The 24255-nt window shown below is 60.5% G+C and carries 20 protein-coding genes and 1 tRNA gene; 11 read left to right on the top strand and 10 right to left on the bottom strand.

The window, feature by feature from the left end; genetic code table 11:
- Position 1: 1 nt before the first annotated feature.
- On the bottom strand, positions 2 to 1111 hold the full coding sequence (locus ACVINW_RS21795) for a molybdopterin-binding protein (RefSeq protein WP_456753187.1): 1110 nt from the start codon (positions 1109 to 1111) through the stop codon (positions 2 to 4).
- Between the two features lie 306 nt (positions 1112 to 1417).
- On the opposite strand from ACVINW_RS21795, the gene ACVINW_RS21790 reads away from it, so the two are divergent.
- Complete coding sequence (locus ACVINW_RS21790) at positions 1418 to 2608, top strand: ABC transporter substrate-binding protein (RefSeq protein ID WP_456753186.1); 1191 nt, start codon at positions 1418 to 1420, stop codon at positions 2606 to 2608.
- Between the two features lie 125 nt (positions 2609 to 2733).
- On the opposite strand, the gene ACVINW_RS21785 is transcribed toward ACVINW_RS21790, so the two are convergent.
- Positions 2734 to 3714 (bottom strand): TAXI family TRAP transporter solute-binding subunit, encoded by a 981-nt coding sequence (locus ACVINW_RS21785; protein WP_456753185.1) that lies wholly within the window; start codon positions 3712 to 3714, stop codon positions 2734 to 2736.
- A 119-nt stretch (positions 3715 to 3833) separates the two neighbouring features.
- Here ACVINW_RS21785 and ACVINW_RS21780 point away from each other — a divergent pair, with 119 nt between their 5' ends.
- Both ACVINW_RS21780 and ACVINW_RS21775 read left to right on the top strand, forming a co-directional pair.
- A complete protein-coding gene (locus tag ACVINW_RS21780; RefSeq protein ID WP_456753184.1) occupies positions 3834 to 4802 on the top strand; it encodes a Bug family tripartite tricarboxylate transporter substrate binding protein in 969 nt (322 codons plus the stop codon).
- A gap of 112 nt (positions 4803 to 4914) precedes the next feature.
- Positions 4915 to 4990, top strand: a tRNA-Ile gene (locus tag ACVINW_RS21775).
- A 238-nt stretch (positions 4991 to 5228) separates the two neighbouring features.
- Here ACVINW_RS21775 and ACVINW_RS21770 read toward each other — a convergent pair.
- Positions 5229 to 6062: an exopolysaccharide biosynthesis polyprenyl glycosylphosphotransferase gene (locus tag ACVINW_RS21770; protein ID WP_456753183.1), complete on the bottom strand. Its 834-nt coding sequence runs from the start codon at positions 6060 to 6062 to the stop codon at positions 5229 to 5231.
- Between the two features lie 354 nt (positions 6063 to 6416).
- On the opposite strand from ACVINW_RS21770, the gene ACVINW_RS21765 reads away from it, so the two are divergent.
- On the top strand, positions 6417 to 7757 hold the full coding sequence (locus ACVINW_RS21765) for an O-antigen ligase family protein (protein WP_456753182.1): 1341 nt from the start codon (positions 6417 to 6419) through the stop codon (positions 7755 to 7757).
- On the opposite strand, the gene ACVINW_RS21760 is transcribed toward ACVINW_RS21765, so the two are convergent.
- Genes ACVINW_RS21760 through ACVINW_RS21750 form a run of 3 tightly spaced genes read right to left on the bottom strand, consistent with a single transcriptional unit; the run spans position 7698 to position 9703 of the window.
- The gene (locus ACVINW_RS21760) at positions 7698 to 9044 is read right to left on the bottom strand and encodes a glycosyltransferase family 4 protein (RefSeq protein WP_456753181.1); all 1347 of its coding nucleotides are present in this window, start codon (positions 9042 to 9044) and stop codon (positions 7698 to 7700) included. The two genes, ACVINW_RS21765 and ACVINW_RS21760, sit on opposite strands and share 60 nt — an antisense overlap.
- Positions 8989 to 9378 carry a methyltransferase domain-containing protein gene (locus ACVINW_RS21755; RefSeq protein ID WP_456753180.1) on the bottom strand — a complete coding sequence of 130 codons (390 nt, stop codon included), beginning with the start codon at positions 9376 to 9378 and terminating at the stop codon, positions 8989 to 8991. Before ACVINW_RS21755 ends, ACVINW_RS21760 begins: the two co-directional genes overlap by 56 nt.
- Positions 9266 to 9703, bottom strand: coding sequence for a class I SAM-dependent methyltransferase (locus tag ACVINW_RS21750; protein WP_456753179.1), 438 nt, complete (start codon positions 9701 to 9703; stop codon positions 9266 to 9268). The genes ACVINW_RS21755 and ACVINW_RS21750 overlap by 113 nt, the downstream gene beginning before the upstream one ends.
- Positions 9704 to 9992: 289 nt before the next feature.
- On the opposite strand from ACVINW_RS21750, the gene ACVINW_RS21745 reads away from it, so the two are divergent.
- The 3 genes from ACVINW_RS21745 to ACVINW_RS21735 are packed head-to-tail and all read left to right on the top strand — an operon-like array spanning position 9993 to position 13884.
- Positions 9993 to 11171, top strand: coding sequence for a polysaccharide deacetylase family protein (locus ACVINW_RS21745; protein WP_456753178.1), 1179 nt, complete (start codon positions 9993 to 9995; stop codon positions 11169 to 11171).
- Positions 11172 to 11188: 17 nt separating this feature from the next.
- Positions 11189 to 12664, top strand: a complete 1476-nt coding sequence (locus tag ACVINW_RS21740) for an oligosaccharide flippase family protein (RefSeq protein WP_456753177.1) — start codon at positions 11189 to 11191, stop codon at positions 12662 to 12664.
- The gene (locus ACVINW_RS21735) at positions 12661 to 13884 is read left to right on the top strand and encodes an acyltransferase family protein (RefSeq protein WP_456753176.1); all 1224 of its coding nucleotides are present in this window, start codon (positions 12661 to 12663) and stop codon (positions 13882 to 13884) included. The genes ACVINW_RS21740 and ACVINW_RS21735 overlap by 4 nt, the downstream gene beginning before the upstream one ends.
- Here ACVINW_RS21735 and ACVINW_RS21730 read toward each other — a convergent pair.
- From ACVINW_RS21730 to ACVINW_RS21720, 3 genes are read right to left on the bottom strand one after another with little or no spacing between them, the layout of a single operon-like run.
- Positions 13881 to 15137 carry a polysaccharide biosynthesis/export family protein gene (locus ACVINW_RS21730; RefSeq protein ID WP_456753175.1) on the bottom strand — a complete coding sequence of 419 codons (1257 nt, stop codon included), beginning with the start codon at positions 15135 to 15137 and terminating at the stop codon, positions 13881 to 13883. The two genes, ACVINW_RS21735 and ACVINW_RS21730, sit on opposite strands and share 4 nt — an antisense overlap.
- 21 nt (positions 15138 to 15158) lie before the next feature.
- On the bottom strand, positions 15159 to 16781 hold the full coding sequence (locus tag ACVINW_RS21725) for a hypothetical protein (protein ID WP_456753174.1): 1623 nt from the start codon (positions 16779 to 16781) through the stop codon (positions 15159 to 15161).
- 43 nt (positions 16782 to 16824) lie between these two features.
- Positions 16825 to 17949, bottom strand: a complete 1125-nt coding sequence (locus ACVINW_RS21720) for a hypothetical protein (protein WP_456753173.1) — start codon at positions 17947 to 17949, stop codon at positions 16825 to 16827.
- Between the two features lie 435 nt (positions 17950 to 18384).
- Here ACVINW_RS21720 and ACVINW_RS21715 point away from each other — a divergent pair, with 435 nt between their 5' ends.
- Positions 18385 to 19632 (top strand): WecB/TagA/CpsF family glycosyltransferase, encoded by a 1248-nt coding sequence (locus ACVINW_RS21715; protein WP_456753172.1) that lies wholly within the window; start codon positions 18385 to 18387, stop codon positions 19630 to 19632.
- Between the two features lie 21 nt (positions 19633 to 19653).
- The gene (locus tag ACVINW_RS21710) at positions 19654 to 20883 is read left to right on the top strand and encodes a glycosyltransferase family 2 protein (RefSeq protein ID WP_456753171.1); all 1230 of its coding nucleotides are present in this window, start codon (positions 19654 to 19656) and stop codon (positions 20881 to 20883) included.
- Between the two features lie 23 nt (positions 20884 to 20906).
- Here the strand turns inward: ACVINW_RS21710 and ACVINW_RS21705 are convergent, their stop codons facing one another.
- Positions 20907 to 21848 (bottom strand): glycosyltransferase family 2 protein, encoded by a 942-nt coding sequence (locus ACVINW_RS21705; RefSeq protein ID WP_456753170.1) that lies wholly within the window; start codon positions 21846 to 21848, stop codon positions 20907 to 20909.
- A gap of 432 nt (positions 21849 to 22280) precedes the next feature.
- Here ACVINW_RS21705 and ACVINW_RS21700 point away from each other — a divergent pair, with 432 nt between their 5' ends.
- The gene (locus tag ACVINW_RS21700) at positions 22281 to 23102 is read left to right on the top strand and encodes a response regulator transcription factor (RefSeq protein WP_456753169.1); all 822 of its coding nucleotides are present in this window, start codon (positions 22281 to 22283) and stop codon (positions 23100 to 23102) included.
- Positions 23103 to 23682: 580 nt separating this feature from the next.
- Positions 23683 to 24186: a YciE/YciF ferroxidase family protein gene (locus ACVINW_RS21695; RefSeq protein WP_456753168.1), complete on the top strand. Its 504-nt coding sequence runs from the start codon at positions 23683 to 23685 to the stop codon at positions 24184 to 24186.
- Positions 24187 to 24255: the final 69 nt, after the last annotated feature.

The following is a 24255-nucleotide window of genomic DNA, read 5'->3' as shown; positions in this document are numbered from 1 at the left end:
CTCACTCCCGCAACATATAGGCATCGACGACCGTGCCCGCAGCGAAGCCTTCCGCGGAGCCGGGCACAATCAGCAGGGCTTCGGCGCGCGCGATGGCATCGAGCGACAGGTCGGCGATCGCAAGCGCAGCCCAGTGGCTCTGCCGACGCGTCAGCAGCACGACCTCCGCCATACCGACGCCGGAGGCGATCTTGCGTTCCAGCGGCAGCGCCAGGGTCTTGCGCGGCTGCCGGCCCGACAGGCGGTCAAGCACGGGAAGCGCGACTGCCCACCAGGCCGCGAAGGCCTGATCCGGCGCGCCCGGCAAGGCGATGACCGGCGTCGCGTCGATCCGGCCGGCTGCCGCAGTCCGCCCGGGTTGCAGGGCAATGCCATGCGCGATCAGTGTCCCGCGCGTCGCCACCGCATTCACCGCCGCATCGGTGTGACCGACGCCGGTGCCGCCGATTGTGGCGATCAGATCGCAGCCTGCGGTATCGAGCGCGTCTGCGATCGCCGCCATATCTGGCGCCACCTCGGTGCAGACGATTTCGGCGCCCGCGAGGCGCGCGGTGTCCGCGATCAGCTGTGCGGTCAGCTCACCGTTCGAGATATTGACGATGCGCAGCCGCGGCCGCCGGACGCGCAACATCTCCAGCCCGGCCGCGCGCGCGAGCAGCAAACCGCGCGGCAGCAGCGGCTCTCCCGCAGCAACCACGTCGCGCCCCGCCGCAATATCGCTGCCGGCACGCCGGACGCCCTGCCCCGGGATCGCCTCAGTGAGCACCTGCGGCAGCGGACCGGAGATGTCGACCGCATCGGCGTCGACCACGCAGTCGGTGCCGTCGGGCATCGTAGCACCTGCCTCGACCCAGACCGGGAGTTCGGCCAGCGGCAGCGGCGCATAGGAGGACGCGCCGACCAGATCATCGGCGCGCAGCGCCCAACCGTCGCGGGCCGCGACATCCTGCGGCGGATAGGAGCGCAGGGCCGGCATCTCGGCGGCAATGCAGCGCAAGGCATCGGCCGGCGGCAGCTCGACCGGCTCGACCGGCACAAGGTCGCGCAGCATGGCAGCCAGCGCCATATCGAGCGGGGTAAGCGAAGCCGGAAAGCGCTGGGCAGTGACCATGGCCCGCTATGGACCGAATCGGCCCCGAAAGAAACCGCCTCGCGCCGGTCCGCCACCGCGTCATTAGACCGATGGCGCGTTGACGCGGACCCCAAACTAGTTGCAAAAGAAACTAATATAACCGGGTTCCAGAGGCCCGGGACAATCATAATGGCCAATGCGCCAGTTCAGGAGGGAGACAGAATGAACGCCACCAGAGCGCTTTCAAGCGACGTGGATACCGGTTCGCGTAAAGAAGACGCGTCAAAACAAAAATCTGGAGCCCGGCTCCGATTCAATCGGAGCGGAAATGGCTCCAGACTCGCCATGTTCGGGACGCTCGCAGCCGCGCTGCTGGCCTCCTCGGCCGCATCGGCGCAGGTATCCGATGACATCGTCAAGATCGGCGTGCTGACCGACATGAACGGCCCGGCCTCGACGCCGACCGGACAGGGCTCGGTGACCGCCGCCCAGATGGCGGTCGACGATTTCGGCGGCAAGGTGCTCGGCAAGCCTGTTACGGTGATCGTCGGCGATCACCAGCTCAAGCCCGACATCGGCGCCACCATCGCGCGGCGCTGGTACGACGTCGATCAGGTCGACCTGATCGTCGACGTGCCGGTCTCGGCGGTCGGCCTCGCGGTGCAGAACATCGCCAACGAGAAGAAGAAGCTGTTCATCACGCACTCCACCGGCGCGACCGATTTCCACGGCAAGTTCTGCTCGCCCTATGCAATGCAGTGGGTGTTCGACACCCGCGCACTCGCGGTCGGCACCGCACAGGAGGTGGTGAAGCGCGGCGGCGACAGCTGGTTCTTCATCACCGACGATTACGCGTTCGGCCACTCGCTGGAGAAGGACGCCTCCGCGATCGTGACCAAGAACGGCGGCAAGGTGCTCGGCGCGGTGCGGCCGCCGTTCGCGACACCCGATCTGTCATCCTTCATCCTGCAGGCGCAGGCCTCCAAGGCCAAGATCATCGGCATCGCCGGCGGACCGCCGAACAACACCAACGAGATCAAGACCGCGGCCGAGTTCGGCGTGTTCGCCGGCGGGCAGCAGATGGCGGCGCTGCTGGCTCTGATCACCGATGTCCACTCGATCGGGCTGTCGGCCGCCCAGGGCCTGTTGCTGACCACCTCGTTCTACTGGGACATGGACGACAAGACCCGTGAGTGGTCGAAGCGCTATTTCGCCAAGATGAACCGGATGCCGACGATGTGGCAGGCCGGCGTGTACTCCTCGGTGACCGCCTATCTGAACGCGATCAAGGACAGCGGCACTGACGATCCGCTCAAGGTCGCGGCCAAGATGCGCGAGAAGCCGGTCGAGGATTTCTTCGCCCGCAACGGCAAGCTGCGCGAGGACAATTTGATGGTGCACGATCTCTGGCTGGTCCAGGTCAAGACCCCGGCCGAGTCGAAATATCCATGGGACTATTACAAGATCCTGGCGAAGATCTCCGGCGAGGACGCATTCGGCCCGCCGGACCCGGCGTGTCCGATGGTGAAGAAATAAGATGGGCAGCGGTCATTCCGGAATGGTCTGAAGGACCATATCCGGAATCTCGAGATTCCGGGTTCGATGCTGACGCATCGCCCCGGAATGACATCAGCTGAGACGCGATAGCGTCTCCGCTGATGTCACTTCGCCACTCCGATCTCGCGGAAATATCTGAGCACGCCGGGGTGGATCAGATTGATGTCGGGCGCCGCGGCGACGGTGTTCGCCGCCGTGGTCTCGCACGCCTGGGCGAGCTTCTTGCAGAACTCCGCCTCGACGCCATGCAGCGTCTTCGCCAACCGGTAGGCGACATCGTCGGACAAGGTCTCGCGCACCAGGACGTAGCTCCACGAGCCGATCGACGCGATTGCCTCGGTCTGCTTCGGATAGCTGCCGGCCGGAATGGTCAGCGGCTTCAGGAAAGTGTGCTTGGCGCGGACGCGCGCGATCTCCTCCGTGGTCGGCGCGATGAACCGCGCTCCGGCCGCACTCTCGGCGAGCTTGGTGAAGCTCGGCCAGCCGATCCCGGCGCCCCAAAGTGCTGCGACGCGGCCATCCTCCAGCATCGCAGGGCCATCGCCGGCGCGGTCGAGATAGATCGATTTGAAATCCTCGTCCTGCTTCAGCCCAATGCCGTCGAGGATGTAGCGCGACAGGATCGGGATGCCGGAGCCCTTGGCCCCGAACGCGACCGATTGGCCAACCAGGTCCTGGATGGTCCGGTACGGGCTGTCGGCGCGGACCACGAACATGCCCGGGGCCGAATACATCGCGGTGAGGATCTTCAGTTTCGTCGCCGGCGGCCGGCCGATGCCCTTGAAGGCCTCATAGGCCGGTTCGCCCGCAACCGTTGCGATATCGACGCTGCCGGCCTCGAGCAGCGGAATGTTCTCGTTGGAGCCCTTGGTGTTGCGCGGCTCGATCGACAGCGTCGGATCGGCCGCGTTCACGACCTCGGCGAGCGCGTCGCCATAGAGCGGAAAGCCGCCCCCCGGCGTCGCGGTGGCGAAACTGATCGTGGTCTTCGAACTTTCCTTGGAAATGGTCCTGCCCCCCTCCTGCGCCGCCGCGCCGCCCGCGAGCAGCAGCGCGCCGGCGCAAATCATCACAGCGAATTTCATCCCGGGCCTCAAGCATTGCACATGAGCCCGACTATCGTCGCACGGGCAGGGTCGTAGGCAAAGCCGGCGTTTTGTGAAACCATGACGGCAACAGTCACAAGAAAATGACGGGAGAGACGATGTTCCGGTTCGCACGTGCTACGTTGCTTGGTTTGATCTGCTGCCTTGCCTCGGTTGCCCCCTCCTCCGCTGCCGACTATCCGAATCGTCCGGTGCGCTGGCTGATCGGCTTTGCCGCCGGCGGCCCGGTCGACATCGTCGCTCGCATCATGAGCCAGTGGCTGTCCGATCATCTCGGCCAGCAATTCGTGGTCGAGAACCGCGCCGGCTCCGGCGGCAACATCGCCGCCGCCGCCGCGATCAACTCGCCGGCGGACGGCTACACGCTGCTGTTCGTCGCGCCCAACAACGCGATTTCGACCTCACTCTACAAGAAGCTGCCCTACGACTTCCTGCGCGACACCACGCCGGTCGCCAGCATCATGCAGCTCACCAACATGCTGGTGGTCTCGAACGCGATGCCGGTGAAGACCGTTCAGGAGTTCATCGACTATTGCAAGGCCAATCCCGGCAAGATCGCCTATGCGTCATCCGGCAACGGCACCTCGGTGCACATGTCGGCCGAATTGTTCAAGGCGATGACCAAGTGCGACATGCAGCACGTGCCGTATCGCGGGTCGGCGATCGCCTTTCCGGACATCATCTCCAACAAGGTGCAGCTGATCTTCGACAATCTGCCGTCGGCGCTGGAGCAGTCGCGCGGCGGCAGCGTCCGCGCGCTCGGCGTCACCTCGCCGCAGCGCTGGCCGGGTGTGCCCGATGTGCCGGCGATCGCCGAGACCGTTCCCGGTTTCGAGTCGGTCGGCTTCTACGGCATCTCGGCGCCGAAGGGCACGCCGCCGGAGATCGTCGAGATCCTCAACAAGGCGGTCGGCGAGGCCTTGAAGGACCCCAAGCTGGTGGCGCGCCTCGCCGAGGTCGGCGGCATCCCGAAGCCGATGACCCCGGCCGAATTCGGCAAACTGGTCGCCGACGAGACCGAGAAATGGCGCAAGGTCGTGGATTTCGCCGGCGTCTCGGTGGATTGAGGCGTGGATGGCTGCCACGGGCCGGTCGGGGGCGGCATTGCCGAAACCCGACGCAGCCTGTAAACGGAGCCCGCACCGTTGCCGGCCGCACCATGCGGCCCGCAAGGCGGCGGGGCCTGTAGCTCAATGGTTAGAGCCGGCCGCTCATAACGGTCTGGTTGCAGGTTCGAGTCCTGCCGGGCCCACCAAGCGGATGCGATTTGTGCGGACACGTTGAAAACGACTCGATTTCACCTTTTTTGAACGACTCGATCTCGTTCCAAAAACGACTCGATCTTAGATCCCACTGAAACACCTCACGAATTTTGCCTCGATTTGTTCTCCTATTTTTGGAGCTCGAAAGATCCAGCTGCACGAGCGTGCACAACGGTCCGTCCGTTCAGTTGAAGTCGCGAAAAGCTTATGTGGCGGGCTTTCGCTTGCAATTCAGCACGCATTCCTCGGCCGAAGGACTTCTCTGACCGTCATCGCCAGGATGACGAGATCAAGCCGAAACGACCAATGGCGTATATACGCGAGATCGCGGGCGACTCGCTTCTCCATAGCCGTCAAATCCCGCGTCTCACCTCTGCATCCATTCACTTGTGCCCATCCGGTCATTCCCGGCCTCACCGAGTGACGGTAGGCGTACCTCGTGATCAGCCTGGAATACATCGCGTCGTGGACAAGAGCGTGCGGCCTTGGACCAACGACTGACATGTCGCCCCAGAGAACGTTGAAGAGTTGGGGAAGCTCGTCCAGGCTCGTCTTGCGCAGCACTCGCCCAATCCGAGTCACGCGGGAATCGCCCGGGCGCGCCTGACAAACATGTGCACCGTCCTCCATGCACGTCATCGTCCGAAACTTCAATATTTGAAAGCGTTGGCCGCCACGCCCCCCGCGCCATTGCCGAAATAAAATCGGCCCCCGAGTCTCGATCTTCACTGCTATCGCGATCATGATTATCGGCAAGAGCAGGATCACAAGCGCCGACGCCGCGACTATCAGGTCAAACGCTCTTTTGAATCTGCAGTTTGGGCCGATTTGCTCCCGCTCCCTCGCAATCCGGCTGCGGAACGTCCCTGCTCTCTTCAGCCTTAGATCTTGGGAACGCCCATCACGGCGCCCGTCTCCCGTCGTACTACGCTGAGGTTTGAAGGGATCCGACCGATCGGCTTCACCTGCAATTCCTCCACGGATCACACCGCGCCGATCTCTGTGGTTACGGGCGAGATGCCTGGCAAGCACGCCAGACGCGCCAAGGACATTAGGCCATTGCATTCCGATCCTCGCATGGAAACGACGACCATTCCTCCTGGCTGCTGTCGCATCCAGATCGTCGCGTTGGTTGTCAAAGCATCAAGGATGCCGATCGGCTCCCCTCGGATGCTCCAGCTCGGCGCCCACGCCCGTAGCGCCGGCTAGAGACAGACCTCGCATCGATGACGACGATACAGTCGATGTTCGCGGGATGGCGAGATTCCGTCGGTGTTAGGTCTGATGCGCCTACGCCGATCCGTTTGGACGCTTGCGGGACCGGCAAGACCGCCCTACTGAATGAGGCGGCATCGACATCACATCGCGCGGACGGATACGAAGCGCCATCCCATCGCGTGGCGTCGGCCCAGGAGCTCCGTGACAGCCATCATTCTGGCGGCATTCGGTTCCCTACTTCTCCTGACGCGCGTCATCGGCCTGCGCCAGATGATGCTGGCCGTCATGCTTTTGCGACCGTCCTGCGATCGCGCGTTTGATATTATAAAAGCCAGCCTTGGCGAGCATTCCGGGCCTGGTGCAGCGATCAACGCACTATTGATTGCCATGGCGCTCATCGCCGTCGTCCAACTTCCCAACGTTGCATTCTCTGCAACCTTGCTCGGATGGGGCGGCCTGCTTCTTACGAGCGCGATATCCCTCCTTCAAACGACGGATCTAAGCGCAGGCATACGAAACGTTCTCGCCCTCGCGACCTACGGGGCCGCCTTCACCCTTCCGTATGTGCTCGTCAAGAACCGGCGAATTGCGGCACAGTGTCTCGCCATTGCGCTCAGCTCGTCCGCGATACCGTCGATGTACGCGCTCGTCGAACTCGCGGCGAATCCCGCAATCCTGACCGGGGCACAGCGACTTCAGAGCACGTTCACGCATCCAAATATTTACGCGTTCTACATCATCGGCGTTCTCGCCCTCATTCTCTTCATGCATTGCTCTGCGGGATTCGGCATCTCGGCTCCAATGCGACGGGCTACGTTCGTCTACGCGCTCTATCTGCTGTTCTTGCTGCTGCTGACCAAGACCCGCAGCGCGTGGCTCGCGGCACTGCTCCTCACCGCGGGCTATGCGATAGTTGTGGACCGCCGCTGGCTCCTCGCCGTGCTCGTGGTGCCGGCCTCGCTTTTCTTGCCGGGGATCTCTGACCGCCTGGCCGATCTCGAGGTCGGCGCCGTCGATGGCGCTTACGAGCATCTAAACTCGATGGCGTGGCGAGAAGTGTTGTGGAAAGACACGCTTGAATGGCTGGCCTCCAACCCCCCAGGTCTATTCGGCTACGGGTTGGGATCCTATCAATCCTACTTTCCTCTTTTCTTCGCGCGCGGAGACGGACAGGAGGGGATCGGTCCCCACAATGCTTTCCTGCAAATCTACTTCGAAATGGGAATCGTCGGACTATCAAGCTTCCTTCTTCTGATGGTTGCGATCATGTACAGGCTCGTCTCGACCATCGGCAGGGATTTCGCTGGCTCCTTCACAATGCTCTTGTTGTGTCTCGGCTATCTCATCGTTTTCTATTCAGACAATCTTCTTGATTACTTGCAATTTCAGTGGTTCTTCTGGTTCACGATGGGAACCACGTGCGCTTCACGTCGTTTCGCCGAACCGGCATCGCAATTGCGTCACTTCCCAAGCAGCGTCGTACTATCGAGTGGCTATCCTGAGCGATCGCTCCGGAATCAAGGAATCGTTGCGCGTCGATAGCTGCTGTGTGAACAAACGTGCCAACACCGACGCCTCTCGATCCACATCGTGCAAGGCCATGACGCGCTCACGGCACCTATGTCCCATGGCTCGCAAAGTCTCAGGCTGGGCAACGAGACATTCCGTCATCGCCGAGGCGAGCTCCTCAATGCAACCCGAAGGAACGATCCAGCCCGTTTTGCGAGCGATCACCAGCTCCGGAATGCCTGCGATTTGCGTTGCCAGCACCGGACGCCTGAGCGCCATTGCTTCCATGATGACTACCGGCAGATTTTCCGCGAGGCTTGCCACGACAACCGCTCGAGCTTTTAGCATTTCATGACGAACGTCGGCGCTGCTCAACCAGCCGAGCAGATGGACCGACCGAGACAGCCCAAGCTCCACAATGAGGTCCTCGAGCTCAGGGCGCGCTTCTCCGTCTCCAATGATTGTCAGCTCAAACCGGTGGCCCGCAGCGGCCACCAGTGCTGCAGCCCGGATCAGAATGCTTTGACCCTTCTCCCTGCATAGCCGGCCCACACACAAGAGCCGCGCGGCATCGGCAGCTCCCTCGTCGGCCGCCTCATAAAACTTTCGATCTAAACCGCAACGAACGAGCTTGATCTTATTCTGATCGGCAAGGTCGCACCAACGGTAGAGTTGAGACCTCCCGTAATGGCTGACGGCGGCGACGAACGCGGCTTCACGGATCTTAATTCGCAACCCGATGAATTCAGGCTTGTCGTATTCATCGTAGCCGTGGACCGTAAAGCTGTACGTCACGCCAGAAAGACGGGCAGCGAGCAGCGCGAGTTCGGCAGGATTGGTTCCGAAGTGAGCATGAATATGTGTAGCGCCGGTTCGCCGTACAAGCGAGGCCACTCCGCACGCTTCGATGAAGTAAAGCAGATGCAGCAAAGGTCCACGATCACTCCGGCGCATCAAGCCCATGGTCGCTGCCAATGCCCTCGCAAAGCGTCGCGGATGCAGCAGAAGGGATTGAGCGACCGCACCCAGCAGGCCGAACGGCCGCTGCAGCAGGTAGGTCGTCCTGGATTCCTCCTCGATATCGCCGGGGTCTACCAAGGTCTTGCCGGCTCTTGCCGCGACGCGGACGACCTTAACGCCCAAACGCTCGAGTGCCTGGACCTCTCTCTTGATGAAAGTGTGCGTCACGGCGGGATATTGATTGATCACATACAGGACGATCGGCCGACCATTTTCCGCCATTGGCACAGGCTGAACAAGTGGATCAGTTCTTGGAATGACCGGACGCATAGGCTGGGCTCTCTCCATGGATCGCTTCATGCAGCCGCTTCCGCGGTCGGCAAACCCGGATAGTCCAGGACACCCCGGAGCTGTGTGCGATCCGGACACTGTCTTTCACGTCCACCAGACTTTCCGATCGCTTCCACGCTCGCCGCGAGTCGTCGGATTCCCAAAGCGATACGAGGAAGGATCCGTTCGGCTCGAGGAAGTTGCCAAAGCGGATCAGGATTTCTCCCGGCTGCTGGAAGTAATAGAGGACCTCATTGAGGATGATCGTATCGAACTTGCGCTCCGCGGGTGTACGTGGCGATGTCGCTCGCAACGAATGTCGTGCGCGGGTCTGCCCAGGCCCGTCTCGCGACCTCGATCGCACGGTCGGAAATGTCCACGCCGACATACTCGATGTTCGTTAGCGGGCCGAACCAATTCCGCAGAATGCCCGAACCGCATCCAAGATCGAGCACATTCGCCACACGTCCGTCATACCGGCAGTAGCCGGCAATTACTGCGTAGCGGGCCATCTCCTCGATATTGTTGAGATAGTCCCATCTACCGATCTCGTAATCACGGTTGGGGGGCTGCGGCTCAGCCGCAAGACGGCGGTGCGAGCTCTGGTGGAACACCGCCCCGGTCAGTCCGCGGACACTTTGACGTAGCCGCCCGGGGACAATCCGTTCGATCATTTGACGCGTCTGCATCTGACGTCCTCACGCCTGCGGGCCCCGCCAGGGCGAATCCGGTCAGTTCCGATTGCGGAGATTGAGTGTCGAGCCGCCCCGGTTTCTCCCTCGTCGCAAACAACTAACGCGGCGTGTGCCCATTGGACAGGCCAACCGACGGCACAATTGCGTACTAGTCCAGACAGATCATTGACGCTGCGGCCGCACCGCGGACTATCGCTGATGTCAGGCAGACCTGCGGTGATTGGTGAAAGTAACGCAGACGACATTCAACAAGGCTGCCCCCGCACACGCGAGACAATCCGTGGTGAGTCACCTTCTGCGCGAGATGGTCCGAACTACCCTTTACCGGATCGGGGCGTTGCCGCTTTATCACAGGCTTCGTAACCGGCAGACCTTGACGGTCGTCACGTTCCATCGCGTCCTCCGGCGCAGCGATCCGCGTTGGGAAACAACGCTTGCCCCTTGGACGCTCGACGACCGGACCTTCGATCGGTGTCTCGCCTTCTTCAAGCGCCACTACACCATCGTAGGGCTGGACGACGTCAGACGATCCCTGAGGCGGGAGCGCTCTCTTCCAGCGAGGAGCCTGCTGCTTACATTCGATGATGGTTTCGCCGACAATTTCGACTACGCGTTGCCGTTGCTACAAAAGCACGGCACGCCGGCCACGATCTTCGTCACTTCAGACCGGATCGGACGCGAGGAGCGGCTCTGGACCGAGGACTTGCTCTCCGCCGTCATGGTTGGACGGATCGGTCAGCAGCAGGTCGCCTCCTTGTATCAGATTCTGCTTGGTGCAAACGATGATCCGAACGACACCAGTCTCGTTTGGGACATCGTGCGTCGCGGTCCCGAGCTTGAAGGCGCGATGGTCGAGACGGCTCTTTCCGCAGCGGGGGTCGATCTGCGAAGCATTAGGTGCCCGCGCCAGATGCTAACATCTGAAGAAATCGTCACTCTCGTGCTGAACGGGATTTCCATCGGCGCCCATGGACAAACGCACACGGCGTTTCCCCTGTCGTCAAATCCTTCAGCCGAGCTTCATCAACCCCTTGCAGTGCTGAATGAAATCGTCACGCCATGCGGCGGCAGCCCGGTCGACGCCGTTTCATTTCCCCACGGAGCCTACACATCCGAGATCGCCGATCAGGCGCTCACCTCCGGCTACAAGCTGCTGTTCACCGGCGATCCGGAACTACATGTTCTCGATCACGGCTTTCTGCCGAGCCCGTACATTGGGCGGCTCGATGTCGAGGGGGAGCGGATCGCCCCCAATGGCCGGTTCCGGCCAGAGGTCCTCGCGACGTCGTTGTTTGCCGCGCGCCGGCAGTCGACGGCTCGCGTCCTGCCTCCGGATGGAAAACGTCGAAGCGCCGTCGTCCAAATCATGGCGACGAAGGCGCGCAGCTCGTCGGCGGACATTTCGCGGTGGCTAAGGTTACCGGCGAACACAGCGTCCAGCACGAAAAGCGAGGCTCGTTGATGCGCCTGCGACGGGCCATGCTGAATTCTGCCCTGCAGCAGAATGCAACCCTTCTCCTGTTTTTCGCAACAGGCGTTGTAATCGCCCACCTGCTCACGCCACGGCAGGCCGGATCCTATTCGATAGCCATAGCGGCCGCCGGCACTGTCGCTGATTTGAAGGATGCCGCGCTTGGATCCTATGTCGTCAGCGCACCACAGCTCGATAAGCCTCTGTTGAGGGCGGCCTTCGGTCTCAGCCTGTCGATCGCCGTTGGTCTCACAGTGGTATTGATGGGGCTGAGCTTTGTTCTCACCGATTTTTATGACGACGAAGCTGTCGGCCGCTCCTTGCGGATTCTGGCCTTTGCCCAGCTCGGTCCAGCCATCGCCTTTCCTGCGACGATGCAGCTCATGCGCGCCATGCGCTTCGGCGTTCTACTTGCTGTCGGCCTGGTCGCCGCAAGCTGTCAAAGTGCCGTTTCCATCACTTTGGCAAAACTCGGATATGGAGCCGATGCGCTGGCGTGGGGCTATTTCACGTCCGCAGCAGTCACGGCAGCAATGACCGTTGCTTGCATGCCCGACGGCTTGCGCTTGGCTCCGACGCTTGCAGGTACGCGGCATCTGCTCACCTTTGGAGGCTGGACTTCCGCCACCCTCCTCGTTGGAAGCGCTACAATATCTGGACCGGAACTAATGATCGGCCGAGCCGGCGGGCTCGCCAATACCGCGCTGTTTTCCCGAGCTCAGAATCTCGTCTCCTTCGTCAGAAATGGTCTTGTGCTGGGCATGACAAGACCCATGCTGCCGAACCTTGCGGAGCGCGAGAGCCGCGGCGCCGATATGGCACCGATCTACGGATCATTTGTTGAGGCAATGACGGGACTGGCTTGGCCGGTCTACGCCGTGCTGGCGATTTGGGCCGAACCCATTGTCGGGACAATCTACGGAGACGCATGGCGCTCCACGGGCCGAATGATGATTCCGATCGCCATCGCCCACGCCGTGACGCTGATGGCAGGTCCCTACTACGATATCCTGATCGTCAAGCGACGTCAGCGCGCACTTTTTGCCTGCGAAGGCGCAGTCTGCATTTTCTCCATCGCTGCGGTCGGCTTCGGCCTGACGTTCGGAATCGAGGGAGCGATCTGGAGCCTGCCGATCAGCGGCGCCTTCTTTGCAATTTGCTATTTGGCTCTGCTGCGATCTGTCATCGAGTATGATCCGATGCGGTTGTTGAAGGCCTGGGGACGCAGCTTTGCCAGCACGCTCGTGGCGCTTCCGGCTCCATTCGTCTTTCGTCACACCCTCGGCCAGAGCACTGCCGAGGTTCTCTTCGGATTTGTGGGGTCGAGCGCAATCTCGATCGCGATCTGGGTCGCCGCGATCGCATTCCTTCGACACGAGCTGTCGGATCATGTTCGCAGCCTGATCGATGACCTGTCGCGTTCCATGGGGATCAGCGCATTTCCACGGATCCTGCCGCAACCACCCGAAACGGATCGAGGATGATCTTTGCGGGACCGAGCGGAGCGCCCAAGCCCCGGGACGACCGGCCGTCCGTCGAATGCGATCACGGCCGCGAGCGCAAGGACCGACTGGATCTCCTCCGCCGCCCTCCGCATCCGGCCGCCGATGCCTCCCAGGCTTCGACAAATCAGCGGCTTCCGACCGCGGCGCACGCAACCCCGGCTCTTGACGGGCTTCGCGCGCTCAGCATCGGCTTAGTCCTGGCAGCTCATCTGCTTCCGCTCGGGCCAAAGCATCTCGCGCTGAATTCGACCGCCGGACCGATGGGCATGAGCCTGTTCTTTGCTCTTTCCGGCTATCTGATCATTCGAAGCTTGCGCTCCACGAACATCCTCGACTTCATCGTGAGGCGCATCGCCCGGATCCTACCGCTGGCATATCTCTACATCGCATTCGTGTTCTGCGTCTTTGGTTTGGGCTGGCAAGCCCTGATCAGTCATCTGGGGTTCATCATCAACTACCGGCTTGATCGAATGATCCCGGTCACCGAGCACCTTTGGTCGCTATGCGTTGAGGTTCATTTCTACGTGCTTGTGACGGTGTTGGCGGCGCTTGGCGGGCGCAGGGGCCTGATCGCAGTCTGGCCTTGCTGCGCCGCGATTACGGCCCTTCGCATCTGGTACACCGCGCCGATCGAGGTGACCACCCACCTGCGCCTCGATGAAATCCTCATCGGCGCCTGCGTCGGCACCCTGCCAACGCACCGGCTCCCCTACTCGAAGGCCGCGCTCGTTTGGGTGGTCGCGGCGGTCTCATGGGCAACGAGTTCGCACCCCGATGCTGGCTGGCTGCAATACTTGCGGCCTTATGCTACGGGCGTACTGCTCTGGGCGACGCTTGCGCAACCGTCCAACGCGCTCATCGGGATACTCAGCAGCAAGAGCCTGTCCTATGTTGCTGCGATCTCTTATGCGCTCTACATCTTTCATCCGCTCACCGCACATGGATGGTGGAACGACGGCAATGTCTACCAGCGCTACTTGCTGAAGCGGCCTGTTGGCTTGGTTATCACGTTGCTGGCGGCCCATTTCTCGACGTTCTATTGGGAGCGCATGTGGATACGGGCGGCCCGGCGTCGACTACACTCAAGAGGCTTCTCGAAAGCATCATCAGAGCTGAGGAGCGCGGCGCCCGCAGCTGCACGTATGAACGCCGAAGCCGTCCATTCGACCGGCACTGCGCGACCTGCCCGGCCGAGCTAGCGCTGCGCCTTCTCGCTTGGCGATGACTCAAGGCTCACTTCATATGGTGCAGAATGGATCGTTGGAATCTTGATGATATCATCAGGCTGCACGGGATCTGCTTCATCGGCCACGATTTCTTCCGTCGCATCACCGGTTCTCCGGACCAGCGTGAAGCCAGAGCGACGATCCTTCTGCGCCAAGCGCTCCCTCGCTTCGGCCGGAGCACCGATCTGCGCTTCGGTAAGCAGATCGCCCTGCGTCTTAATTCGCGCCCGCACCTCCGCAATGTTATCCCTCGTTTGTTCGAGGTCCCGCGTGTCGGCCTTCATTCTCTCCTGCATCCGCTCGTGAAGTTGACGCGTCGCCAACGCGACACTCTCCTGGGCCCTTACGATGCTCGTCTGTATCGTCAATTGCTCATTGACGATCTGCGCGAGAGACCGCTCCATCGAAAAGACCGTTGGCGCGAGGGCGAGACCTCGGGCGGAAAGAGCACGAAATTGCTTTAGCTGCTCCTGCGTACTGTCCCTCTCCTGAGCCAACGCGCTGACTTGCCCTCGAAGCGACTCGGTCTCGCTCTCATACAGAGCCTTGAGTTTTTCGAACTCCGCCTGTTCCGAACGGACTGCATTGTTCTCCAATTCGAGCGCCGAACGCTCGTCCTGGAGAATTGAGGAGATCTCCGGATTGTCCTTCCGATCCAGTTGCGGCGGGACCACGATATCCGTGCGCCCAGCGAGCGCCGCCGTTAGGCGGGCTTCGCGTGCGAGCAGGCGATATTGCTTCATCGACAGGGTCCGGAGCTCTCCCTGGGCCATTGCCATATCGCGATCCAAGCGAAGGAGACCAAATTCTGGCCGATAGTATCCGCCGGCGATGCTGATCGCCCCAAGGACCGTCAGGCCAGGCCGATAGGGATATTGGCCTGGGCGCTGCACATCACCCACGATGGAAAACGGTCTATACTGAATGATCTCGACCGCAGTAACCGGTCTTTCGGAGTCTTCGGAGCGACGTTGCAGCCGGTCAGAGATCTCCCGCGCCAGATCGTTCGGGCGCCGACCCGCCGCATCAACGTCTCCGATCAACGGTAAGGCAATTGCACCGTCCGCGGCGACGGTATATTCGCCGGTCAGATCAGGCCATTCCTGCACCTTGATCTTTACCCGATCCGACGCGCCGAGCTTATAGGCTTGCGCAAATGCGGACGGAATAGCAAGGATCACGGCGACGTTGATCGCGACAGCGATTAAAAGCGCCTTTCGCGGCATGATTCACACTCCTGTCGATACTTAAAGGCCGAATCTGGCCGACGCCTTTTGTTGCGCCTGCCTGCCGCTTAAATTCTCGAGCCGCAGCACTTCTCGCGGAACCTTGTTGAGAATCGTCCCAAAAACCTTTTCCCGCACCGGCCCTAGTGAACCAAGAGCATCGCTCAATTCGGCCTCGGAGGCGCGGCCCCACTCCACCACGACCAATAGATGGTCGATGATCTGGCCGGCCGACCGCACGTCGGCTGCCGTGGCAAGCGCGGGTAGATCCAGGATGATCCAGTCATAGGCGCACTCGCGCTCTGCACCGATCGCGTAGGCGAGGTTTCCCCAGAGCATATCCAGGTTGCCCAGCATGTCCCCACTCGGGAGAAGATCGAGATTCGGGCTGATCTCAGGCTGAATGGCGTCTGCCGGTGCAACCTCCCCGCGCAGCAATTCGTGCAAACCGGCTACCTGCGGCGCTGACCTTGGGGTAGCAAATCCGTTCCACTGCGCCGCATCGACCAGCAGTACACGACAGCCGTCATTTGCCAGGAACCTAGCCCAGTTGCTCGCCACGACGGTCTTGCCTTCACCGGAAAAGCAGGACGTGACGCCTACGAAACGCGGAAGCTGGCTCGATGTCTCGAGTACCGCCGAGCGGGTGCGTTGAAGTACCGTTCGTCGCAGGATCGACGTAGAGTAGGAATGGCCGGATCGAGGATCTTTCATGCGCGGAAGAGTGCCGAAGCATTCCACCGAGCTCAACGAAACCAGTTGCTCGGTGCTGCGCAAGCGCCGATCGAACAGTGCAATGCCAAGCCCAAACCCACACGCCAGCACAGCGCCAATGATCGGCGCCAGGAGCACAACGACCGCGGCCGGAAGCCCATCGCTGGAGGTCGGGGGGACAGCCTCGCTGATGATCCGCGCGGTCGGACCAAGCACTTTGATGCGCTCCCGCAGCGCCGCGCTCGTGCTGACAACCGCACTGGTATCGTTCTGCTCCTGAACAAACGATGCCGCCAGTTCGTTCGTCAGCCTCGATGCCTCTTCGCGGCTACGCGCGCGTGCCCGAACAGAAATGATAAGGCTCGCTCCGACACGAGTGACCGTCATGCCGGACCTCAGTCGCGCGAGCACTCTCTGCCTCCGCTTGTCGTTTGATAGGTCATCATCGGATGAGGTATTCGACGTTTGCAGAAGGTCGCGAGCTCGCGGCCATTTGATCCTGCCGACGGCTTGTTCCAGGCTGGATCTTGGCAAGATGTTCTCAATCTCATCCAATCCAACCTTGTCGATCACCCGTCCAAGGACTCTGCTGGACCTCAGCATTTCAATTGCACTCTGGATCAGCGAATTCTCGACCAAGATCTGGGTCACGACCGCATCAGGTCCGGACATTTGCAGTGTCGTATTCGAAATGAGTAGTTCGGAAGTCGCGCTGAAAACCGGCGCCTTGATGTCGCCATAAACGACGCCTGCCAACCCTCCGATGATGGCGCCAGCGAGCATGAATCGCAGAAGCGATCGACGACCCTGACGAATTTTTGACACTGCGATCTTGAGTCCGAGCCCGTCGTGCCAGACATCCGACCGACCTGGCGCGTCAGCAACGCGATCGAAGACGTACGTGCGATTTTTGGATGAAGCGTCGAGCATTAATGCGTCTCCTGCCTGTTCCGTCCGCCGGCCAAGCGAGTCATCATTGCTGTCGTCTCGACTGGATTGCTTCCAGCAGATGCCACGGGAAGCCACGAAGCCGGTTATTGCCGTCCGGATAGCAGGCGGCTACGGCATAGCCTTTGGGGCACTGCAAAATGCCGCCAATTCCATAGTAGGGATGATCAGGTCCCTTTGAGAGCGGGTTTTCGGCGTAAAACACGACCGCACCCGCTGTATCGCGGACGACTATTCCGTATCGCTGCGCGGCGCGTGCCAACATGGCCGCGTAGGGATCCATATCGAGATCATCGAGATCGACACTGCTCGGGATTCGGAACGTTGTGCCCTCCGGAATTGCGTCGGGATCGTCGTCCTCGCCATCAGTGCGTTGTGCGGGATCAACCCAAACCGACCGTCGCGTTTGCGGCAGGGCGATATGAAGAGCATGATTGATCTCACCGCGCCGCTGCTCCGCGACGGTGATCAAGCCCGCAAGCAAGGCGAGGCCCGTTGCCGTCGCACCAAACTTGTAGCCATCACCGGTTGTCGGGAAATACCCCGGACTGGTCGCCAGGTTATCGATCCTGCCGCCCCACGAGGCCCGCCATTCGTCCACGCTCTCACCCGCCGAGTTGGTCGTTTTTCGCCCACTCGGTTCCATTCCCCAGAATTCCCAGTAGCGCGCTGTCGACGGCTGATAGACGACAGCTTCCGCGTCAGTTCCACTCGAAGGCCGAAATCCGACGGGCAGCGGGACGCTGTCCCATTGTCTTTGCAGCGGGTCAAATTGCCAGTTCGGAGTGGTTGCGCGCTCCGCCCGCACCCGAACCGTTGGCTGATCGCGGGAAACAACATAAAGCGGCGGCGAATAGCGGTCGATATTGACCGACGCAATGCCGTAGTGGGACTTTATCTGGCTCTGGAGTGCCGCTACCCATTTATCCGAATGTGAATCACGCGGCGCATCCGGTGGCAATCCGGCGTGCACATAACTCGTGGCCGAGAATTCCCGGTCCGGCATCATGATTAGGGACGGACGATCCTTCGCATCAAGGGCTTGTCGCGACGTGCGACCGCCATCCATCACGGCGCCGGCGCAGATCCCTAGACCAAGAGCAATCATCGCGCCGGCCGAAATACAAACTTTGACGATCGGCTTTCGCATGCTCGGCATTCTCGTTCAATTTAGCGGCGTTGTATTCGCACCCGTGTACGATGCCTCCGCCCAGCCTCTCGTGTCGTGACTGAAGAGATGAGGACATGCGCCGCGGCACCGCAACGGCTTCAAAGCAACTAGTCCTTTTGGAGGTGCTCATAGAGCGTGCGCGAGAGAACCTATCGCGGCTAGCGCCGCCAACAAGGCGCCTGCGCGAGCACAGTTCCGGCACCAGGCTCCAGGATTAGTTCGACCAGATACTCGCGGTCTCGACACGAACTAGTCAGCATTGCTTGCGAACCCATCCCTGAGAGCCCCCTAGCCAAGCGCCCGCTTGGCTACACTCCGTCTTGCCTCCCAGATGAGCGACGAGGCCGCGCAAGCTGCAAGTAACGCACGCCGCGCTTGCGCGCCATTCTATCAGCGGTCGGTGGACAACGCCTGATGCGTACTGCGCTGCAAGCACAATCGGCCGCCGAAAATGGCTTTCAGAATTCGCCCTTGCCCGACTTCTCCCGGAAAGTCGTCTGCATCGAGGGATTGCTATGCGATGCAGTAACGCTGGAAGAAGCGAAACGACAGATTGTTGCGTCAATCAGGGGCGATCGCCGCTGCAATATGGTCACACCCAATACGAACTTCCTGCGCCTGATCCGCTCGGATGCAAACTTCAGGGATGCTGCGCTATCGAACGATCTTTCCGTCATCGACGGGATGCCACTCGTCTGGCTCGCCCGCTTGCTCGGACTTCCGGTCCGACAGCGCGTCGCGGGATCTGACCTGTTCGATGCACTCCGAGCAAGCGGCGAGCGCATGAGCGCTTTCTTTTTCGGTGCGACGGATGACGTCGGCTGCCGCGTACGTGAGCGCCTCAACGAAGCAAACTCGGCGATCCTGTGTGCGGGCACCCTCGCTCCGGGTTTCGGCTCAGTCGAATCGATGAGCGATCCGGAAACCCTCAGGACGATCAACGCGGCCGCCCCAGACCTTCTGGTCGTCTCGGTGGGAGCGCGAAAGGGCATGCTGTGGCTCAGTCGCAACGAGAGCCAGCTCACGGCGCCCGTCGTCTGCAATCTCGGAGCGACCATCAACTTTGTTGCAAGAGACGTGAAGCGCGCCCCCGAACTCATTCGTCGCGCCGGAATTGAATGGCTTTGGCGCATCAAGGAGCAGCCCGCGCTTTGTAGCCGCTATGCACTTGATCTTGTGACGCTGGTCCAAGTCTTGCTGCGCCAAGTTCTCCCCTGGCTCATCTACTCTCGTATCCACCGACCTTCCGATACACAGCTGGCCACGGCCCGTGTCAGGCATTATCGACGCGGCAATGACGAGGTGCTCGAGTTCTTCGGCGCGTGGACAGCGCAGAATATCCTGCCGGCACGCTCAGCTCTGACCAAAGCGTGCGTTGGCCAAGACAATCTTGTCGTCTGCCTCGACGGTGTCACCGGCGTCGACGCCGCGTTCCTGGGGCTGCTATTGCTTGCATATGGCTACCGACGCCGAATAAACCGGGGATTTTCCGTCGAGGCCTCAAGACGGCAGATCAGAAAGATGCTGCGCCTTAACGGTTGCGAGTATCTGCTTTCCGCTGGCCGAGCCGACCCCTCGATTTCGAAGTCAAATGACGTCGAACGAGCGGGCGCTTATCCCGAAAAGCGCATGAAGGCGATCGGTCCCGACGATGGGGTTTAGCGAGACCTGACCAGGTATACTATGCTGCTTTCGGTCCTTAACATTTCGCTGGAGATCGCCTCTGGCCTCCTGGCTCTTCTCACGGCAGCGTTCGCGACGCAGGCGATAGCGACGTTCTTCTTGAACGCTCGATCATTCGAAATCTCGGCGCATCGCCCCACGGTCGCAGTATTGGTGCCGGCGCACAATGAAGAGCGGAGCATCGAGGCGACGCTATCTTGCCTCAAGCAGGATCTTTCGCCGGGCGATCGGTTGCTGGTCGTGGCAGATAATTGCAGCGATTGTACTGGGGAGCTTGCCGCCCAATCGGGGGCGGAAGTCCTGATCCGAAGCAATGCCGAGCAACGCGGGAAGGGCTTTGCCTTGGCAGCTGGCCTTCAACTACTGGCTCGGACGCCTCCCCAGGTCGTCGTATTCATCGACGCTGACTGTCAAATCAGCTCGAACGGCATTGGGCTGTTGGCACAAGCCTGTGCAACGGCCGGAGCGCCGATCCAGTGCCTGGATCTCATGGAAGGGCATCCCGACAGTCGACCGCGGCCGCGGTTGGCCGAGTTCGCCTGGCGCATCAAGAATGATCTTCGTCCTGACGGCTATTCTCGGCTTGGATTGCCATCCCAGCTCCATGGGACGGGCATGGCCGTGCCTTGGGCATTGATCAACCCGGCGCTGTTTGAAACGGGGCACTTGGCTGAAGACATCTTTCTTGGACTTGAGCTCGCGATCCAAGGCCATCCTGCTCGCTTCTTTCGAGAAGTGCGTGTCACCAGCTACTTCCCAGACGCACGCCCAGGCCAAGCCCAGCAAAGGCAGCGTTGGGTCCATGGACATCTTGGACTGATAAAAAGCCACCTGCCCCGTATCGTGCGGCATGCCATGAAAACGCGCGATATCCGCCTGCTTGCACTGTCGGCAGATCTTGCAGTTCCTCCCCTCGGCGTACTCGCGATGGCAAATATCATGCTGCTGACAATCAGCTTGATCGACCTTGCCATTGCCGGTCTCAAGGCACCGCTCGTGTGCGCCATCTTCGCGTTCGCTCTTTTTTCGCTCCCGCTAGCGGTCGCCTGGCACGTCGTCGGCCGCGACCTGATAGGCTTCAAGGAACTCGCCCAGGCACCGCTGCACGCGATTTCGGTCGTACGTTCCGCTGTTACATTGGCCTGCGGCCGACGAGCGCAATGGATCCGAGCTGACCGCCTATGGTCAACAGCGCGCGTCGGCCGACACACGGATCGCACCAGCCGCTAGCGGCACAACAACCATCAGCAATCTCAGGCAAGAGCTCCGCCCTTCGTTTGCGACTCGAACAGCGCACGTCCGATCATCGTCGTCCGCGCCAGTCGCTTCAGAAATCGGCTCAGGTCATACCGGGGAATGCAGTCATGAATGAGAATAGCCTGAGCCTCGTCATAAAGGCCTGCATCCAGTAGCTGGCGCGCGTGCTCCAGCATGAGGAAATTCACGTAGCGCCTACCGGACTCATGCAGGCGGTGCGGAACGGCATGCTGACGCATTAGATCGGAAAAGCGCTGTGCAAAAGGAGGCCGCGATATCCTGCCGGAGCCACCACGAAGTGATGGCGAACCGGCGTCATTGTACGTCGCAGACGGCACAGCGTTATAATGAAACGGACCCCGGCACGCCAGCCTGCACCACATGTCGACGTCCTCGCCCATCGACACGCCTTCTGCAAACAGTCCAGCCGTCAGCAATTCGTCTCGGCGGATCATGATGGAGCTTGAACTAGCTGGATACGACCCATGTGAAAGCGCAAACGAGAAATAGTCATCGACCCTCTGTGCAGGGACGGCCGGGTCGATCAGGGGAACGCCGCCCCGGCTCTGTAGCCGCAAATTGCTGAAGACTGCGATAGCATTGTCGCCTTGCGTTGCCCACCAAAGACCCGCGAGATGATCCCGCGACCACAGATCATCTGCATCGAGGAGCGCGACCCATTTCCCCCGGGCAGCTCTAATTCCACAATTGCGTGCGGCCGAAACTCCAGCGTTTGATTGCTGGATCAGCTGGACATGCGGCACGCGAGCCGCCTTCACCAAGGTTGCGCTACCATCTGTCGATCCGTCGTCAACAATGATGAGTTCAAAATCGACGTCAATCTGCCGAGCCGCCGAACATAACGTGCGCAAAACGACGTCTGCCTTGTTGAACAAGGGTATGACGACGGTGATGGAAGGCGCCTGGCTGCCGATCACGGATGTTATCCATGGCTAGCGGACCGCGACGATGACGTGCGGCCTGCCAGCAGTATCTGGCCGACGCGCTCCGAAAGACAATCGCGGACTCGAATTAGTTCGCGTGCGTGAGCGCCAGAGGTCATGCAGAGCATTTGCAGGGTTAGGCGCAGCCAGCGTCATTTTTGGAACAAGGGAACACGCCGGACGTTCATTGGTGTTAGTTCCGGGCTAAAGGTGACAGTTGCCTAGTTTGCGGTCAATTTAGCCGTAGTGTCTCGAATACGTTTCAGGTTTCGAGAAAATTAGACAGTTCCGTAGCTCGCTTTATCTTATGTTATTGGACCATGTCCGATGTCCGGTATTTCTTCGCTCCAAACGTATTAAGAACAATTGCGCGTTCCTGAAGTAATCCGGTCAATCTCTTTGGTGGTTGCGTGAGGATAATGGGACATGTCGAGCGCTGCGATAGTACCAACGTTTATCCTCCAAATTGATGGTCTCTTTCGCGAGGGGCTTCGGCTCATACTTTCAAGAACCCGATTTTCGCCGCACGGCTGGGGGATCGAGCTCGATGAACTCAACGCCGTTCCGAGCGATGAACCGAGCCTCTTTATAGTCGGCGTCGAACAGAAGCGTGATCAGATCTTCGAACGGATACGCGCGCTCTATCCGCTGTCGTTCATCGTGGCGGTCGCCGACGAGCGCAGCGCCGACTGTCTGGCGTGCGCACTCGATGCTGGTGTCAACGCAGCTCTCTTCAACAGCGTCGCTCCGAGCGTTCTGGTTAACTGCCTTCATGCCATTACGGACGAACATCTGATCGTGATAGATGGTCGCCTCTGGCCTCTGGCTTCGGCCAAGCCGAACGCTGACGGACGGCCTTCGCTTGCCGACCAAGACGAAACAGTTTGGGAGCGAGAAGCGTCGATCATCGCCGCGCCGCTCTTGTCCGCAAGAGAGACCGGAATACTGGAACGAATCGTCCGAGGCGACACAAACAAGCACGTCGCTCGTTTCTTCCAAATTGCTGAGCCGACCGTCAAAGCTCATGTTAAGGCGATTTTTCGGAAGATAGGCGCAACAAATCGAACCCAGGCTGCCATCTGGGCACTCAACAACCGGCTTCTCGTCGGCACCCAAGAGACACCGCAGGACACTGCTGCGCCGCTTCAGCCCAATTTGGCCGGCCGAGCCCGGCGCGCAGCGCTCACCGGGTTCGATGCAGAAACCGGCGATGCGGAGATCAGAGAAGCACCGATCGCACGAAGGTGAGCTAACAGCGGGATCGCTCCGACTTCCGGATTGTGGCGCGCTTCAACATCCGAAAACCGTGATGGGGTAACGTCTTGCGAGTACCCTGTCGCGAACACGAAGGGAGTACGTTAGCTCCTGAGTTCGTCCGCGAGAGTGTAAGCTCCCTGCGCCGAGAGCGTCAGCAACGTCAGGAGCTTGCATTGGTTCCTATGGCAGATCGTTTGCTCTCAGTCGCGAACCGGGCCACCTAGAGTGCTATGACGCCCCCGCGGGCTGGCTATCATATGCTGGGCTGTCGCATATTACCTGCCTCCGAAGGGCGCACCCCAAAATACCGAAAACAACCCCATGCAAAGGAGCCGGCGGGTCCCGGTAGGCGGATCCCGGTATTCGACACGGCGCTTCACATGTCGGGCAAATCAAGATTGTTCTATTATTCCGAAATATCACACACACCTTATCTCACGTGACGTGACGTGGGCCGTAGCCACACGCGATTGCCCTGCCCGGGGAACTTGGATGGATTTGTCGCACCGTCGTTTGGAACGCGCATCGTTTGCGACCGTTGCTCCCGTAAGCTCAGCAATTGGAGTAAGCAATGGGATTTTTCACCAAAGACATCAAATCGCTGGATGACCTGTTCGTGCATACGCTGCGGGACATCTATTATGCAGAGCAGCAGATCATAAAGAACCTCCCAGACATGATCGACAAGGCAGGCGACCGATCTCTGAAGGAGGGGTTTGAAACTCATCTCGCCGAGACGAAGAACCAGATCATGCGACTGGAACGAGTCTTCAAGATGCACGGTGTCGAGGCGAAGGGGGTGAACTGCCCGGCGATCGATGGCATTCTGGAAGAAGCCAGTGACGTAGCCGGCGATGTCGACGACAAGACGGTGCTGGACGCAGCACTTATCGCCGCAGCCCAGGCTGTCGAGCACTACGAGATCACCCGCTACGGATCGCTGATTGCGTGGGCCAAGAAGCTGGGCCGAGAGGACTACGCTTCCATTCTCCAGGAAACCCTCGACGAGGAAAAGGCCACGGACAAGAGGTTGAACGATTTGGCCGTGAGCAGCGTCAATCAACGCGCTGCTTGAGTCATCCTTGCCGCACATATCGGCCCCCGTAATGGGCAGCCAGCCAACGATACGGCCTGCATGCCACGC

This window comes from Bradyrhizobium sp. USDA 4461 (assembly GCF_054055655.1).
The sequence above is the reverse complement of the archived record's forward strand: the minus strand, read 5'-3'. Positions and strand labels throughout refer to the sequence as shown.